The sequence below is a fragment of the Vibrio sp. CB1-5 genome (assembly GCF_059412285.1).
This window is the reverse complement of the sequence record NZ_JBJHPB010000001.1, coordinates 200,229-216,706: the sequence shown is the minus strand read 5'-3', so window position 1 is coordinate 216,706 and position 16,478 is coordinate 200,229. Positions and strand designations below refer to the sequence as shown.

Below are 16,478 nucleotides of genomic sequence, written 5' to 3'. Positions count from 1 at the left end.
AAGAGCCTTTGTGTGACATTGATTCCGGTTAGAACGCCGAACGCTTATATTTGCGATACACTGGCTGCCAGAAGTTCTCTTCAATGGCTTTCAGTAGTGTCTCGTCAGTGCATTCTTTCGCGACACCTTGCTCAATCGCCTTCTTAGCAACCGCGTAAGCAATACGTTTTGATACCAAGTGGATCTCTTCTAGAGGTGGTAATAGTTGACCAGAGCCTTTTTGAGCAAGTGGCGAGCATTCGGCAAGCGCACGGCTTGATTCCATCAACATCTCATCAGTAACGCGAGATGCTTGCGCCGCCAATACGCCAAGACCGATGCCTGGGAAAATGTAGCTGTTGTTACACTGCGCGATTGGGTAGGTTTTACCCTCGACCACAACTGGATCAAACGGGCTGCCCGTGGCAACCAACGCTTGGCCTTGAGTCCAACGAAGAATGTCGTTTGGCGTCGCTTCAACACGGCTCGTCGGGTTCGATAGTGGGAACACGATAGGACGTTCGCAGTGTTGGTGCATCTCTTGGATGATCTCTTTGCTAAACAGACCCGGTGCGCCAGAAACGCCGATAAGAACGGTTGGCTTCGCGTTCTTAATAACATCGTGCAGAGAGAAACCGGTATTATCTGATTCCCAGTTTTGCGTGTGGCTGTGCTTTTGCACTAAACGCTGCTGGAAGTCGAGTAGGTTTGGCATGCCTTCTTGCAGCAGGCCCCAACGGTCAACCATGAACACTTGTGAGCGAGCCTGCTCATCGCTAATACCTTCAGATACCATTTGCGCGACGATAGCTTCTGCAATGCCACAGCCAGCAGAACCTGCACCTAGGAAGGTAACGCGCTGCTCAGAGAGTTTGCTTCCTGCCGCCTTACATGCGGCAAGCAGTGAGCCGACCGTTACAGCCGCTGTTCCTTGAATATCATCGTTGAAGCAGCAAATACGATCTTTGTAACGCTCAAGAAGCGGCATCGCATTCTTCTGTGCAAAGTCTTCAAACTGAACGAGAGCATCAGGCCAGCGACGCTGAACGGCTTGGATAAAGTCTTCAACAAACGCGCGGTATTCATCACCCGTAATTCGTGGGTGACGCCAGCCCATATACATTGGGTCAGCAAGGCGCTGCGGATTGTTGGTGCCCACATCAAGAACGATAGGCAGCGTGTAAGCCGGGCTAATACCACCACAAGCGGTATAGAGTGCCAGTTTACCGATAGGAATACCCATACCACCGATACCTTGGTCACCTAGACCAAGAATACGCTCACCATCCGTCACAACGATAACTTTTACGTTGTGGTTACGGGCGTTGTTTAGCAGATCGTCAATGCGATCACGGTTTGGATAGGAGATGAACAGACCACGACCACGACGATAAATGTTAGAGAAGTTCTCACACGCTGCACCAACGGTTGGTGTATAGATGATAGGCATCATCTCTGTGATGTGGTTTTGAACTAAACGATAGAAAAGGGTTTCGTTCGTGTCTTGGATGTTACGCAGGTAAATGTGCTTATCCATGTCATTATCAAAGCTGGTGTACTGCTTGTAAGCGCGATCCACTTGCTCTTGAATGGTTTCAGTGGTTTCTGGAAGTAGACCTTCTAGGTTGAAGGACATTCTTTCTTCTGAAGTGAAAGCACTGCCTTTGTTGAGCAATGGCGTACTAAGAAGCGCAGGGCCTGCGTAAGGGATATAGAGTGGTCGTTTGTTGTTGTTCATTAGGTTACCTGATATGGGAACAGTCATTCGGGAAGTCGGAACAATAAGGCCGCTAATTTAACACATTTAGGATGCGTTAGCGAAGTCCAAATGTTAACTAATTGTAGAATTTATCAAGGGAAAATCGGTTGCTCGGTGCGACTGTCACTGCAACTGTAGCTTGGTTCAGGGTATACTCGGCGTAACCATGAGAAACCACTGACATATCCATGATCTTACCTATCGACGCCATTGAACACGACGTTAAACACACACTCACTCATTCGCACCTAATTGTTGAAGCAGAGACAGGCTCCGGCAAGTCAACAAGACTGCCCATTTGGGCGATGGAGCAGGGCAGAGTGCTGGTGGTTGAACCCAGGCGTATTGCTTGTACCTCGTTGGCAGAGTTTGTCGCCGAGTCTTTGGATGACCGCGTCGGAAAAAAGGTAGGGTATGCCATCAAGTTGGAAAATCAATATTGTGATGAGTCAGATATCGTCTTTGTTACCCCTGGTGTGGCGCTACGTTGGTATGCCGACAATCAGTTAGCGGATTTTTCCGTGGTCGTGGTGGATGAGTTTCATGAACGCCGCTGGGATACCGATCTGTTGGTTGCTTTGCTCAAACAAAAGCAAAGCCATCGCACCATTATTACCTCAGCAACCATTGAAGGTGAAAAACTGGCGAGCTATTTCGATGCTACAAGACTGGTTGCGAGCGGACGTGTCTACAATGTCGAAGTAGTGCATCGCCGAGAGGACAGTCGCCAACTTCCAGACAGTCGTCACCTTGATAGTCGAATCAAACAAGAACTTGAGTTGCGACTGGATGAAACCGAGGGTGATGTGTTGGTATTTCTCCCTGGCAGAAAAGAGATCCAACAAGTACAAAGTGCACTGACTTCATTAGCAGAAAACCGTGATTTGATAGTGACTCCGCTTCATGCTTCTGTGAGCGATGATCAAAGAGTGCGAGCCATGACTGTGCAGCCTAAACAAAAAGTGGTGCTCGCGACCAATGTGGCTGAAACATCGCTTACTATCCCCAACATTTCATTAGTCATTGATTCAGGGCTAGAGCGTCGCAACGTTCAGCGCAATGGTCAAACGACGCTTATGCTTACGCACATATCTAAAGCCAGTGCGGCGCAGCGCTCAGGTCGTGCTGGGCGTGTGATGAATGGCGTTTGTGTTCGTCTTTATGGTGAACATGCGGCTCTTGAAGCGGTGACACCACCCGAGTTACAGCGCGAGTCTATCGTTGAGCCCATGCTTGCTGCCGCAGTATGTGGTCATGATCTCGACAGTTTATCTTTCATTGACATTATTCCGGAGAAATCTTTAGCCAGTGCCAAAGCGCAGCTTTTCGAACTTGGGGCTATCGACCAGCAGGGTATTACCGAGCATGGTTTAAATCTCGCCCCTTTGCCTATTGATGCTATCTATGCTGATTTGGTGACTAAGATGCCGACAAGGGCATTGAAAGAGGTGATGATAGACCTGACAGCGGCGATTTGTACCACTGGGAGGTTATATCAACTTACCTGTAATGAAGAAGCGTTGGAGCGATTAGACCAAGAAGAGAAATATGGCTGTGATGCCGAGCTGATGGTTGGCCTGGTTCGTGGACATCAATATTCTGGGGTAACGGCGGAGCCAGATGCGCTTCGAGAAGCACAAGGGCTTGCAGAGCAAATGCGCGCTGCGTTCGAACTTCCAGCACTGGAAGTTGCTTCTCGCTACGACAGAAATCAGTGGTTAGCTCAGATAATAAAAGCCAACGCAAACTTAGTGTTTGTACGCCGTGAACGCAGGCGAGATGCGTTTGGCAATGGCTACATAGAAGTATTGCTAGGACGAGCGAGCCGGTTAAAAGACCAATCTGAGGCAGCGCTTGTGCTTTCTACCCACTCCTTGCCAGGGCGAGGGGTAAAGCAAACGATGACCTTAGGAACCTTGATGATACCGGTGGAGCTAAACTTACTGCGTGAGCAGGGCGTCGGTGTATGGGTGAATGGTGAGACAGAGCACACGGAGCAAGGATTGGTGAGTCACCAACACCTTGTGTACGCTGGGCGTAAAATTGGTCATCGTACTGGTCAGCCGCAAGGTGAGGCAGCGCTGGAAGTTATCAGTAAAGCCATAGTGGAAGGAAAGTTATATTCTGGTCTGGCCGAAAATATCGGTAAGCAGATGCAGCACTTTCAGCTCTATTGTGATTTGGGGCTTGCTGACAGCACGAGTGAGAAATCCGTTCAAAACCCTGAACACAACTCAGCAAATGATTTAACTCATTGGTTTTATCATCAGCTTGTTGAGCTGGGCGTTGAAAGCCAAGACGATCTTGAGTTAATCGATGCCTCCGATTTTGTGTTTAACGGCATCCCTGAGTGGGAATACCAAGATTTTGCTGATAAGTATCCACTAGAGGTTCAGCTAAGTGGCTTAACACTTACCGTGCAGTATTTTGGTAAAGGCAAGCTGGTCGAAGTCAGCTATTCATCGGGCTCTCGAAAAGAAGATCCTAAACGTAAAGAACTGCCAGCATGGTCGGGTTGGCGAGTGAAATATCGTAAGGCGAGCAGAGTACTGGATTTGCGCTAAATGCTTCGCGCTTCGAAATAAAACAGCCTACGCATCGGTAGAGTACACAACAAGTTACACAACAGAGTTCTGTTTGATGAGTGTATGTTCAAGAGATGTTGCGAGATAGGTTTTTATATCACTTTTGTGGGCATTGAAAGGCTATAAAAGACCATTTTTATATATCCTATTGCTATATAAGCGAGTATGAATGATAGTGATTAGGTAGGTAGCATTCTGCAATCGGGAGTGAAGATGTGTGATGATAAAAAATCGCCAGTGGAGTTTGATTACACCAGTTTTCTCGGCGAATCGTGCAGTAAAAAATGGACTTTCCTCGAAGCTATTGCTTCGGTGGCTCCTGTGTTTGGTGAAGCTTGGAAGGAGACAACCAAACAAGACAGCGATCCAGACAGTCGTTTATGGCAAATAGCGTTGCAGTCGCTTTCTAGCCGTCGTAGCGATGAATCGAATCTGGTGTCGTTGATTCGTATCGCAAGGGATGAGCATATCGAGCGTTTACAAGTGATCATGCCGTACTCGCTTGAGCCAGAGCAAATCAACAAGATACAAAGCAAGGCAAATGCTGTGATCACCACATTGCCAGATGACGATGTGTTAATTGCGGAGATTCAGGCTTAGTTAGTTAAGCTCTAGTAATTCGCTGGGTGCATATCAGAAGAGGGGAGCCATTGGCTCCCCTCTTTGTTTCTTTAACTCTGCCGGTACTTAATCGGCGATTAAGTCGTATTCAGCGCGCAGAATGTCAATGATTTCCTGCTTTGGATTCTCGCTCAATGTGATTGGGCGTCCAGTAATTTTCTCCGCGATGCCCGTGTATGTACGAGAAACATCCATCAGTGCCTCTAGTGGCAGCGCGTTGTCTTTTGCCAATGCTTCACGCTCTGGCATGCGCTCTTTGTTGAGCAGAATATCTGGATCAGGGAAGTGGTTAAGTAGGAACTGACGGAAACCTTCTTTTGAGTTTTCTACTATCTTACCTTGTTGGTAAGCTTGGGTATCCCAAATACGCGATGAATCTGGTGTGCCGACTTCATCCATATAGATCAGCTTTTCTTGGCCTTTAGAGTCAGTCACATAGCCAAACTCAAACTTAGTGTCTACAAACGTTTGGTCAATCGCTTCAAGAGCTTGACTGATAACGCCAAAGCCATCTTTAAGCAATTTCTCATAGCCGTCGATGTCCTTGGCGTTTGAGAAATTAAACGCTTCGAAGTTGTCGCTGATGTTTTGACGTGTGATGTTCACATCATCCGCTTCTGGTACGTCTGGAATGCCGCGCAAAATGCCTTTTGTAGATGGTGTGATGAGAATGTCTTCCAGTTTAGAGTCTTTTTCTAACCCTTCTGGCAAGGTAATGCCGCAAAACTCGCGCTCACCCTTTTCATACGCACGCCACATTGAGCCTGTAATGTATTGACGGCAGATAGCTTCAATCATTACTGGTTTGGCTTTTTGAACGATCCACACGAATGGGTGAGGGATATCAAGAATATGGCTGTCAGCGAGGCCGTTGTCTTTGAACAGTTGGAACCAGTGGTTAGAGATCGCGTTAAGGGCAGCGCCTTTACCAGGAACCCCACGAAGATCGCCTTCACCGTGCCAAATACAATCAAACGCAGAAATACGGTCACTGATAACCATAATGGCTAGTGGTGCATCTTCTGCTACATCGTAGCCTTTTTGTTTGATTAGGCGGCGGCTATCTTCTTCAGTCAACCAATAGACAGAACGCACTTTGCCACTGTGAACAGGCTTATCGGTGCGGATTGGGAGATCGTCGTTTACGGCTAGAACTTGATCAGCAAGACTCATGGAGACATTCCTATCTGGTTTACAGTCGCGATACTGGGCGACAACAAGTGGAAGAGTGGAATCACTCATAATTGCCACGCATCATACCAGAACTGTTTGATCCTGCCAGAGAAAAAGCAAACGTTTGCGCAATTAGTTATCAAACTAACGTTGATCGATGAAAAAGTACGCTTTGATAAGGAAAAGACTTTACGTAACAGAGTGGTAATAAGTGACTTACTATAGAACTAAGCATAATAGAGCCAACTACAGGAAGAACAAGATAAACAACAACGATGAGCGATAGCCCATCGTCCGGCAACTAAGTAGCAGTGAATTCTTAGCTGCAGGACGATGAATCTAAGAATTAGTGCAGGTAGTGCTCACCAGAGAGGAAAATCACTTCACATTGATGGCCTAGTGCCAATGCATTCAAAGTCGCTTGCTGTTGAGTAGTGAATGAGCCGTTGGCGATGATGGCGCAGGCATTGCCAGAACGAATAGCTTTTTCGACCACTTGATATTGAGTAAGACTTACCGATGGCTTCATTTGTACCATGTGATTGCCAAGCTTATGGAAATGTAGAACTTGGCCTGTGGAAGGGCGAGGGCATTCTGCTGTTAACAAAATCCATTGAGGTCTAGATGTTAATTGCGACAGCTTTTCAAGGATCTCATCCTGGATCCCACGTTGTGCAGCCGCACTGTCAAATGAAGTGTATGAGCGTGAAACATTGTATCTAGACTGCATTGAATTGTTGATTAACATAACCCTGTTCCTTTATACATGTTGTATGGATATACAGTATTTTTTTGCAGGGGAAAGATCAAGCACTTTTTGAGCATTAATTCTTCAAGATAATTTAAGGTTATGTTTTTATTAGTGTTTATTTTTTAACAGAATGGCATGTTTGGTAATGGTTTCCCGCTATACAGTACTAACTATAAAAAACTACTGTATAGACGATCTGTACAAAAACACGGTTCATGTGACTAGAGGCAAGATCAAGAAAATCGAAACTAGGAAAAGAAGGTGGCGAGAGCCTTTGAGCGCGCAGTATTTGGGAGGCGGAAACTAAAACGCCTCTGAGGGCAGAGGCGCATTGCGGTTATTGCTGAGCGTTTGCTCGATTTCTAAATTCGATTTCTGCTTGATTGAACTGTCTGACGTCCATAATGGCGAAACTCAAACACTTTTCACATGAATGATGGTGTTTGCCATCGATGTACTCGTGTTTGGTGACAAAGCTAGGTGCATGGCACCAATCGCAGATATCTTGTTTGGTGAATGTATACATGATTACTCCCCACCCTTATATGTACGTTAGTACGGAGTTGTACTCGGTACGGATGTTATTTTCGGGGCTTATTATGACACAAAAACAAGGCTTTTGTTAAATTAATGTTTCAAAAAAGAGTGCTTAGACAGTTTTGGTTATATTATAGACGTTTTTAATAGCTTTAGTGCTTCGGCTGAAGGTTGGCTGTCAGTGTATTCAAAGCGAGGTTAAGCTGCTTCATTTCCTCTTCACTGCCCTGAGCATCTGGATGGTAGATGCGGCTCAGTTGTTTGTAGCGACTCTTTAGCTGTTTAGCGTTCAAAGCCTGGTTGGGCTCAAGTCCAAAGCGCAGATAGGCGTCTCTAAGAGGGGATACAGGTTGTGCAGCAGGCGAAGCGGTGCGTAGTTGATCGTTGGCAAGTTTGAGTTGACGCTGTAGCTGCTGAATATAAAGCTGCTGTTTGGTGAGTTGGCTCTGCAACTGGTCTGTATGGTTCTGATGATTGGTGCTGTGCGTTTGCTTTTGTTCAAGCGCCTGAGTTTGGCGGTGTCGATAGAATAGTAGGGCTGCCAATGCTGCGATGACACATAGATAAACCAGATGCAGCCAGCCGCTAAATCCGGAACCGCCTTCTAGCGATGTTGTGGTATGAGTAGAGTCCGTATTTTTCTGGTTTGCTTGCTCTTGCTGCTTTAGGGCTTCGATTTGTCGCAATTGCTGTGCATTGTATTGTGCTTGCAAAGCCTCTTCATAGGCATCTTGGTAGCTATCGGAAGCATCTTTAGCGAGTGAATACCAAAGCACGGCTTGGTCTTCATCTGCTATTTCAGGTGAACCTTGCTGATAGAGTTTAGCGACTTTCCCTAATGCGGTAACATCACCGTTTACCGCCAGCTTAGTATAAAGCAGTAACGCTTTCGCGGGATTGGCTTGTACGCCACGACCAAACTCTAATGCTTGCGCGTAATTGAAGGTCGCGGCAATGTGATTGTTCTCGCTGGCTTGCTGATACCAGTAAGTCGCTTTATTAAGGTCACGTTTGACCCCTTCACCTGTTTCATAGGCAAGTCCCAACTGGTATTGAGCATCGGCGTTGTTGAGATTGGCCTGTTGTTCAAGATGAGAAAGCGAAGACCACGCCGGAGCGGAAAACCAAGCACAGCAAAGCAGCAGGTAACATACAACTTTAAGTAAGCGTCTTGGCATCAAAGATACACTCCGGATGGGCGCAACCGTGATGGTCGCGCTGGTGAACTGAGAGGCTTATTTAAGCAGTTTTGGTGCTTGGGCACCATCAATAGGGCGGTTTACTGAGATCTTGCGACCTTTTTTCAAGCCCACTTCGTAGTCCGCGGTGATGTTCTTCATCGCTTCTTTGAGCTGTTGTTTGAAGGTTTCGCGATCGATATTTTTGAATTCTTTATCGATGTAGTTATTGATCTTATTCGTAGACTCATCATCTGGGGCGATAACAGGAAGCTTTTCAAGCGCGCCTTCAATCCAGCCAGAAACAAATGAGTTCACGCGTCGCGTCACTTCGGTATTCGCGGTACCGGAGCCAGCAAAGCTATTACGGAATTGACCTGTATGTTCATTCATTTCACGGTAGATGATATCAAACGCGAATGCAGCGAAAATGGCGCGATCCGCCTCACCAATAAACTCGACACGCTTAAGACCTTTGTGGTTCAGTAATACCGCTTCTACACCAAACTTAGTATTAATACCGCGAATGACGCGGAGTAGAGTAGAACTGATGGTGGTTGGCAGTAGGTGTGTCGATTGTGTCTTGCCCATTTTAATGAACTCGATATCATCTTTATCGAGGCCATACTTAAGCATCAGTCTATGCGCCATTTTGATGGCGTTTGCTGCTTCATTGACGTTTGCAGAGTTACCAAGCTCTAGGCATTTAGCAATCTTTTTAAGGGCTTTCTGTTTATCCATCGACAATCTGAAGTCTCTATACCGCGGAAGAAAAAAGGGGCACTTATTTTAGCGATTTTTGTGCGAAAGGGGAAGAGTGTCACAACTAGACTGTATGTTGATGAAATAAGGAGAGATGGAAATTTGTCTGGAGCGAATAGCCCAAGTAACTATGTTGTCTTAGTAACGATGTTGTCTGAGTAACTAAGAGTTACTTGGGTATGCAATAGAGGAAGTAGGCGGATTAAATACCGAGCTCGTCGAGCAAATCTTGGCTGTTGTCGACAGCTTCAGATTTTGACGCGTCTTTCTCTGCTTGTTTGGAGCGCGCTTGTTCAATTATTACATCTGGGCATTCGTCTGGCTGGACTTCAAACTCTTCCATTTGGATGAATTCGGTTTTATCCATCGCAAACTCAAGATAGAAAATGTTGTTGTTTTCAGTGGAAAAGGTCACGCGGCGCGCTTGAGGGCGCTCTAGGTTGGTGTCGACCGACAAAACGACCTGCTTGTTGATAGACAACATTTTCGGTTGGTTTTGGGTAATGTTGGTTTGTAGCTCTTTACGTACTTTGTTGGTGAAGTCACCGACGAGTTGGTTCATCAGCTCGCCCAGTACGTCGCCCACTTCGTCTGAGTTGTGGTGAATCGCTAGCTCTTCTTCAGGCATGCCCATGTTTCGCATGTAGTTGGTATAAAGCTCAAGTGCTGCTTTAGAGGTAAAGTTAATCACCACCAGTCCAGAAAATCCGCCATCGAATAAAACAAAGCAGCCGTAGTCAGGCTTTAATGTGGTTTTTGTTATCTTCTGTACCATCGCTGAATAGGTGACACTTGATTGTGTCGCAGAGGTAAGGACGGTAGAGACCGACTGACAGAGTTTAAGCAGAATATCTTCTGTAGTGATTACTTTTGTTTTTTTCATTGCGAACCGCTTGATCTAATGATGTCTTCCATAGGTTTAGGAGTGTGTCACGAAGCTTACTCGTTGAAAAGGCATAAAACAGAGGTGTTATCCGCGAGTTTCCGATTTGATCACATTTTTAATTGTTGTAAAGTGGCGGGATAAGTAAAATCGATGTGCTTTCAGCGACGTATATAACGTTAGCCGTGACGTCTCTATGTACGCGTAAGAGCATTCATACAATTTACTCCTTTGCTGAGTGGATCAGCAGACTTAAGGGGCAGGAAGCTAAATGTTACCAAGATTACATACTCAAACCGATATTCATCCCACTGTGCAGGTGTTTCTTCAACAGCTAGAAGCGAATGGCTTTAGCGGCGATATTGAAACTCAGTACTCTAGCCGTTTGGCGGTTGCGACCGACAACAGTGTTTATCAGAAACTGCCGCAAGCCGTTGTGCACCCAAGAACAACCCAAGATGTTCAGTTGATTGGTGAGCTTGCGAACCAAGATAAATTCAGCTCTGTGACGTTTTCTCCGCGTGGTGGCGGTACTGGTACCAACGGTCAATCTTTAACGTCAGGCGTGGTGGTGGATTTATCTCGCCATATGAATAAGGTGCTGGAAATTAATGAAGATGAAGGTTGGGTTCGAGTACAAACTGGTATTGTTAAAGATGCCTTGAATGACGCAGTTCGTCCGCATGGGTATTTCTTTTCACCGGATCTTTCGACGAGTAATCGCGCTACTCTGGGTGGCATGGTTAACACCGATGCATCGGGACAGGGCTCTTTGAAATACGGCAAGACCTCTGATCACGTGCTTTCTTTACAAGCAGTGTTTGCTGATGGCTCTCTTTTGGAAAGTGATGGCTCGGGTGCTGCAGTTCCATCGGGTAGTTTTGCCGAGCAAGCTCTCGCGGTATCCAAGAACGTATGTCAGTCACAGCGAACCTTAATCGATGAAAAGTTTCCTCCGCTAAACCGTTTTCTAACAGGCTATGACCTGAAAAATGCTTATCAGCCAGATAGCGATGACTTTGACTTCACGCGTATTCTTTGCGGCGCTGAAGGTTCACTGGCTTTCATTACTGAAGCGAAGCTGAACTTAACACCAATTCCTAAGGCGCGAACCCTAATCAATGTAAAATACAATAGCTTTGATTCAGCGCTGCGTAACGCGCCGTTTATGGTAGAAGCTAACGCATTGTCCGTTGAAACCGTGGACTCAAGGGTACTCAATCTCGCTAAGCAAGATATTGTTTGGCATACCGTCAGTGATTTGATCAGTGACGTGCCGGGCAAAGAGATGCAAGGCCTAAACATGGTCGAGTATGCAGGGCAAGATGAGAAGGAAGTCGCTCGTGCAGTCAAAGCACTTACCGATAGCTTAGATGAGAAATTAAAAACCGAACAAGACGGCATAATTGGTTACCAAACTACCAATGATGTGGCGAGCATCGGGCGCATCTATAACATGCGTAAGAAAGCCGTTGGTTTACTTGGCGCAGTGAAAGGCAGCGCTAAACCGATAGCTTTTGCTGAAGATACTTGTGTGCCGCCAGAGAATTTAGCGGACTTTATCGCAGAGTTTCGAGTCTTGCTGGATGGTCACAATCTAAACTACGGTATGTTTGGTCACGTCGATGCCGGTGTACTCCATGTAAGACCCGCGCTAGACATGTGCGACCCGAATCAAGAAGCGCTCATGCACCAGGTTTCTGATGAAGTGGTCGCTTTGGTGGCGAAATACGGTGGTTTGATGTGGGGTGAACACGGTAAGGGCTTCCGCTCCGAGTACGGACCTGAGTTTTTTGGTGATGAGCTGTTTAACGAGCTGCGCCGAATTAAGTCTGCGTGCGATCCTCTCAATAAAATGAACCCTGGTAAGATTTGTACGCCGTTAGAGAGCGACGACGAGTTGGTGAAAGTGTCTGACGTCAAGCGTGGCACTTACGATCGTCAAATTCCAATTGAAGTAAGAGATAGCTTTTCTCAAGCGATGGAATGTAACGGGAATGGCTTGTGTTTTAACTACGATACGGCGTCGCCAATGTGTCCGTCGATGAAGGTGACGGCGGATCGTCGTCATTCTCCAAAAGGCCGTGCAGGTTTGGTTCGCGAATGGCTAAGACAGCTGTCGGAACAGGGCTTTGATGTCATAGAGCTTGAAAATGCGACTAAGCAATCACCAAGTGCTAAAGGGCTGATCGAAAAATGGCGCAATACCTTCAACAAGCGCCACGAGTACGATTTCTCTCACGAAGTGTATGAGGCGATGAATGGCTGCTTGGCTTGTAAAGCATGTGCGAGTCAATGTCCAATCAAAGTTGATGTACCAAGTTTTAGAGCTCGGTTCCTCAATCTGTATTACACTCGCTATCAGCGCCCGGCGAAAGACTACTTAGTGGCGAACATCGAGACCATGCTGCCTTATATGGCGAAACTGCCAAAAGTAGTGAACTTTGCGCTTAAGCAGCCTCTAGTGCAGAAGCTAACGGAAAAGTCGGTGGGCTATATTGATGCACCACTGCTGTCGGTGCCAACCCTGAAATCGCGAATTAAGCACCAGCCTGTTTCAGAGTTTAATTTAGAACAGCTTCAGGCGATTCCAGCTGCGCAGCGTCAAGATTACGTGTGTATTGTTCAAGACCCGTTTACTAGTTTTTATGATGCGCAAGTGGTGGAAGACTTCGCCAAGCTCATCCTAAAACTAGGTAAGAAGCCAGTGATGTTGCCGTTTAAACCCAATGGTAAAGCAACCCACATTAAGGGTTTCTTGGCTCAATTTGCGAAGTCTGCTCAAAATACAGCGGACTTTCTTGCGGAGGTCGCGGCACTCGATATACCGTTGGTCGGTGTTGACCCTGCATTGGTGCTTTGTTACCGCGATGAATATACCGAGATACTTGCGCAGTCGCGTGGTGATTTTGATGTCCTCACAGTGCATGAGTGGTTAACGCCAATGCTCAAGGATATTGAACCAAGCAACACAGTAGATGAGGCGGACTGGTATCTGTTTGCTCACTGTACTGAAAAAACCAAAATGCCAAATGCTGAAAAAGAGTGGGGCACCATCTTCCAGCACTTTGGCGGACGCCTCACGACGGTTCCAGTTGGTTGCTGTGGTATGGCCGGCACGTTTGGTCATGAGTCAGATAAGTTGCAAATGTCGAAAGATATTTATGGACTTAGCTGGGCGCCTAATTTGGACAAGCTTCCGACAGAGCGCTGCTTGGTAACTGGATACTCTTGTCGAAGCCAGGTGAAGCGTTTTGAACAAGCGGCAACCAAACATCCATTGCAAGCTGTGCTGCAGTTGATGAGTTAACCATCTTATAGAGCGTCCTAGTCGTGCGCTTTTTTATGTGTATTGAAGAAATATCAAGGAGTCGATAGTGAAAACACTAGAGCTGAAGATACCGCCGGTTTTGGTTTTTTTGATTATTGCCGCTTTGATGTACTTTGTGGCTAGATACGACAATGGTTGGTTGTATACCTATATCCCGCTGAAAAGTGTTTGGGCAGCGGGGCTGTTTATCTTAAGTGGATTTATTGGTGTGTCCGGTGTGTTGGAGTTTAGAAGGGCAAAGACGACGGTCGACCCGACCAAACCTGATAAAGCCAGTTGTGTGGTAGATAGTGGTATCTTTTCAAAAACCCGAAATCCGATGTATCTCGCACTGTTTGTTCTGCTGCTCAGCTGGGGGTTCTGGCTTGAAGACGGCTTAGCGCTCACCTTATGTTGGCTGTTTATTCCTTATATGAATCGATTCCAAATTAAACCTGAGGAGCGAGTGCTCGAATCTATGTTTGGTGAGCCTTACAGGCAATATAAAGACAAGGTTAGGCGCTGGGTTTGATGCCACCTGATAGAAAGCAAAAAGCCGTGTCATATTAATGTGACACGGCTTTTTTGATACTCGTTAAGCGTTTTGGCTTAGCGTCTCAAGAAACAGATCCTTACGTTCATGGAAGCGAGCTACAAGATCGTCGACCGCATTGGTATCGTAGGGCTTAAGACCACTTGCAACCATACGTTTAACGCCTTTACCAACGACATCACCGTCTTCTTTAAATGCAAAGTTAAGTGTGACCACACCACGTTTGCCTTCAACATCAAATGTCGCTCCAGTGAATTCAACTTCTGGGTGCTGAAGATCTAGGCGGTCAAACTCGACTTCCATACTCTCGTAAATCACCAGAGGACGCTGGCAGTTGATCATCATTTGCTCTTGTTCCATTAATGGAACCATGATGTGAGGGAAGTTCATGCCAGAGAATTGAACATAGTTGGTCACGACATGTTCGATGAACGCTTGGTCATGGCTAACCTCACCTTGGTGAGTCATTTGCAAGTATTCTTTGCCCGCCGTATCAACAACAGCACTCTCGTGCTCGCCTTTTTCGACGACGCTCAGAGCAACACCGTCTCCTACCATGCCGGAGAAATTAAAGCGCATCTTTTGGCTAATGCCTTCTTTTTGAAGCAGGACAGCGAATAGCAGATCGCCCGGCACACAAAAGCGCTTGTTGTCTTCGTCATGAATTGGATTGAAATCGCCTGCGACCTTTTTAGCAAAGTGGCTTGCTTGCTGACGGGTGAATTCAAATTGGTTTTCGCTTGTTGATACGTAAGGTGTTAGAAACATAATTCTCTTAGGATTAACTCAATTGATGGCGATTATATATTAAGAAATCGTTTAACTGGTTCATCCAGTATAGATTTTACTTAGAAATGTCAGTCAGGGATGAGTACTTTGAGGGCTAGAACTCAATTTGAGTGATGATTGACGCAAAAGCTGGGGAGGCGACGAGTACGCCTCCCTTGTTGTCATCTAATATGGCGTTAGGCAGAGGCCGCTTTAGACATGTTTGGTTTGGTAACCATAACGAGCGCAGCTACGCATGCCAGAGCGACGATGATGCCACCTAGTGAAAGTGTAAATACAGATGCGTAACCAAACTTGTCGATAGATAGACCTGCCAGCATCGCACCTACACCAAAACCGCCAGCCATACACAGCATAAGTAGACCTTGAGTAAGCGCTGGTGAATTAGGACTGAGTCTTCCTGCAATGGCCGGAATGATCATGTCATTCCAAGACATGGCTTGCATTAATACAACGAGTAACGCGATGGGTAGTATAGCGTTCACATCATGACCTGCAGTTAACCAGAACAATGAACCGACGACTAAGTACACCGCTTGAGCAGCATACCAAACCATAAACGGTCCACTTTTTTGCATCCAACGGCCAGCAGATTCAAGCATGAAAATACTAATGACAGCAGACACGGCCATTCCAAGGGCTGAGTTACCAATCTCTACGTGGTACACCTCTTTGATAAGCAGAGGCCCCAGTTCCATGAGGTTAGAAGAGAGAAACATAGAGAAAAACACAGCGAGCAAAAATAGAAGCCAAGGTAAGGCTTTTTTGGTCTTCGTTTGTCTGTGCTCTTCCAACTCATTCGACACTGCTTCTTGTAGATTAGCTTCAACTGGAGGTGGTGGAGCAATGAACACCATAACGAGAACAACGAACACAAGACCCATCAAAATAAGTAATTGGTTGGTGCTGTTAATGGACATCCAGTCAGCGAGCGCGACAAGGAGTCCGGTCACCACGATGCCGAAAAACTGACATTGATAGAGGCTCGCCAATCCGCGTCCTTCCTCTTTTTGATTCCTGCTAGAAGCAATGACGAAGGTAGGATTAAGCACCAACAGTGCGACACTGCCTACCCCAATGAGTGCACCAACGAACCAATACACCATGATTGAGGTTTGGGCAAAGTAGAGAGTTAACAACGCCATAAAATGGGTCACTAAAGCAAGGCGTTGTAAGATTCTATGGCATGAGTATTTGTCGGCCAACCCACCAATCAATGGTGCTAATAATCCAGCACCACCAATCAAGGCCATGACCTGACCAAGCAAAGCGCCGCTAGCGGTTCTTTCAATGATGATAGGATTGAGCAAAATTGCGATGCCTACCCATTGGACAATGCCAAGTGAAGCTTGGGCAAAATGCCATAATCGAACACCCTTCATAAGTTGTGACCTTCTACTAATAGTTTACTCATGAATTTGCAAGTATCCGTCCGAAGATACAAGTAACATACTCTAGGTTACCCTCTCACATTTGAAGAGGTGTTACCTTGAAGGATTAAAAATTCGAACTAGAGCAGCTGTTGACAGAAACTAGGCCATAATAACCATATGATCTGTTGCATATTTTATAGCTTCATCTAACTTTATTAGACACAC

13 protein-coding genes are annotated in these 16,478 nt (G+C 46.2%); 4 read left to right on the top strand and 9 right to left on the bottom strand.

From position 1 onward, the window contains the following. Window positions 1-28 precede the first annotated feature (28 nt). Window positions 29-1,717: an NAD-dependent malic enzyme gene (locus ACJB0T_RS00940; RefSeq protein WP_479289898.1), complete on the bottom strand. Its 1,689-nt coding sequence runs from the start codon at window positions 1,715-1,717 to the stop codon at window positions 29-31. 209 nt (window positions 1,718-1,926) lie between these two features. Here ACJB0T_RS00940 and ACJB0T_RS00935 point away from each other — a divergent pair, with 209 nt between their 5' ends. Further along, the gene (locus ACJB0T_RS00935) at window positions 1,927-4,302 is read left to right on the top strand and encodes a helicase-related protein (protein ID WP_479289900.1); all 2,376 of its coding nucleotides are present in this window, start codon (window positions 1,927-1,929) and stop codon (window positions 4,300-4,302) included. A gap of 234 nt (window positions 4,303-4,536) precedes the next feature. After that, a complete protein-coding gene (locus ACJB0T_RS00930; RefSeq protein WP_042498440.1) occupies window positions 4,537-4,923 on the top strand; it encodes a hypothetical protein in 387 nt (128 codons plus the stop codon). Between the two features lie 87 nt (window positions 4,924-5,010). Here ACJB0T_RS00930 and ACJB0T_RS00925 read toward each other — a convergent pair whose 3' ends face one another. From ACJB0T_RS00925 to ACJB0T_RS00900, 6 genes are all read right to left on the bottom strand, one after another. After that, a complete protein-coding gene (locus tag ACJB0T_RS00925) occupies window positions 5,011-6,117 on the bottom strand; it encodes a phosphoribosylaminoimidazolesuccinocarboxamide synthase (RefSeq protein ID WP_479292235.1) in 1,107 nt (368 codons plus the stop codon). Window positions 6,118-6,463: 346 nt separating this feature from the next. After that, a complete protein-coding gene (locus ACJB0T_RS00920) occupies window positions 6,464-6,865 on the bottom strand; it encodes a hypothetical protein (RefSeq protein ID WP_052413260.1) in 402 nt (133 codons plus the stop codon). A gap of 340 nt (window positions 6,866-7,205) precedes the next feature. Next, window positions 7,206-7,394 carry a hypothetical protein gene (locus ACJB0T_RS00915; protein ID WP_042498447.1) on the bottom strand — a complete coding sequence of 63 codons (189 nt, stop codon included), beginning with the start codon at window positions 7,392-7,394 and terminating at the stop codon, window positions 7,206-7,208. Window positions 7,395-7,557: 163 nt separating this feature from the next. Further along, window positions 7,558-8,583 (bottom strand): hypothetical protein, encoded by a 1,026-nt coding sequence (locus ACJB0T_RS00910; RefSeq protein ID WP_479289902.1) that lies wholly within the window; start codon window positions 8,581-8,583, stop codon window positions 7,558-7,560. Between the two features lie 57 nt (window positions 8,584-8,640). Then, window positions 8,641-9,324, bottom strand: a complete 684-nt coding sequence (locus ACJB0T_RS00905) for a DUF2786 domain-containing protein (protein WP_338164238.1) — start codon at window positions 9,322-9,324, stop codon at window positions 8,641-8,643. Window positions 9,325-9,547: 223 nt separating this feature from the next. Next, window positions 9,548-10,228, bottom strand: coding sequence for a DUF3334 family protein (locus tag ACJB0T_RS00900; RefSeq protein WP_479289905.1), 681 nt, complete (start codon window positions 10,226-10,228; stop codon window positions 9,548-9,550). A 271-nt stretch (window positions 10,229-10,499) separates the two neighbouring features. Between ACJB0T_RS00900 and ydiJ the strand changes: the two genes are divergently transcribed. Both ydiJ and ACJB0T_RS00890 read left to right on the top strand, forming a co-directional pair. Then, window positions 10,500-13,538: a D-2-hydroxyglutarate dehydrogenase YdiJ gene (ydiJ, locus tag ACJB0T_RS00895; protein ID WP_479289907.1), complete on the top strand. Its 3,039-nt coding sequence runs from the start codon at window positions 10,500-10,502 to the stop codon at window positions 13,536-13,538. 67 nt (window positions 13,539-13,605) lie between these two features. Then, window positions 13,606-14,070 (top strand): methyltransferase family protein, encoded by a 465-nt coding sequence (locus tag ACJB0T_RS00890; protein WP_479289909.1) that lies wholly within the window; start codon window positions 13,606-13,608, stop codon window positions 14,068-14,070. A gap of 63 nt (window positions 14,071-14,133) precedes the next feature. Here the strand turns inward: ACJB0T_RS00890 and ACJB0T_RS00885 are convergent, their stop codons facing one another. Beyond that, complete coding sequence (locus tag ACJB0T_RS00885; RefSeq protein WP_479289911.1) at window positions 14,134-14,859, bottom strand: DUF3581 domain-containing protein; 726 nt, start codon at window positions 14,857-14,859, stop codon at window positions 14,134-14,136. Window positions 14,860-15,056: 197 nt separating this feature from the next. Then, a complete protein-coding gene (locus ACJB0T_RS00880; protein WP_479289913.1) occupies window positions 15,057-16,262 on the bottom strand; it encodes an MFS transporter in 1,206 nt (401 codons plus the stop codon). Window positions 16,263-16,478 lie beyond the last annotated feature (216 nt).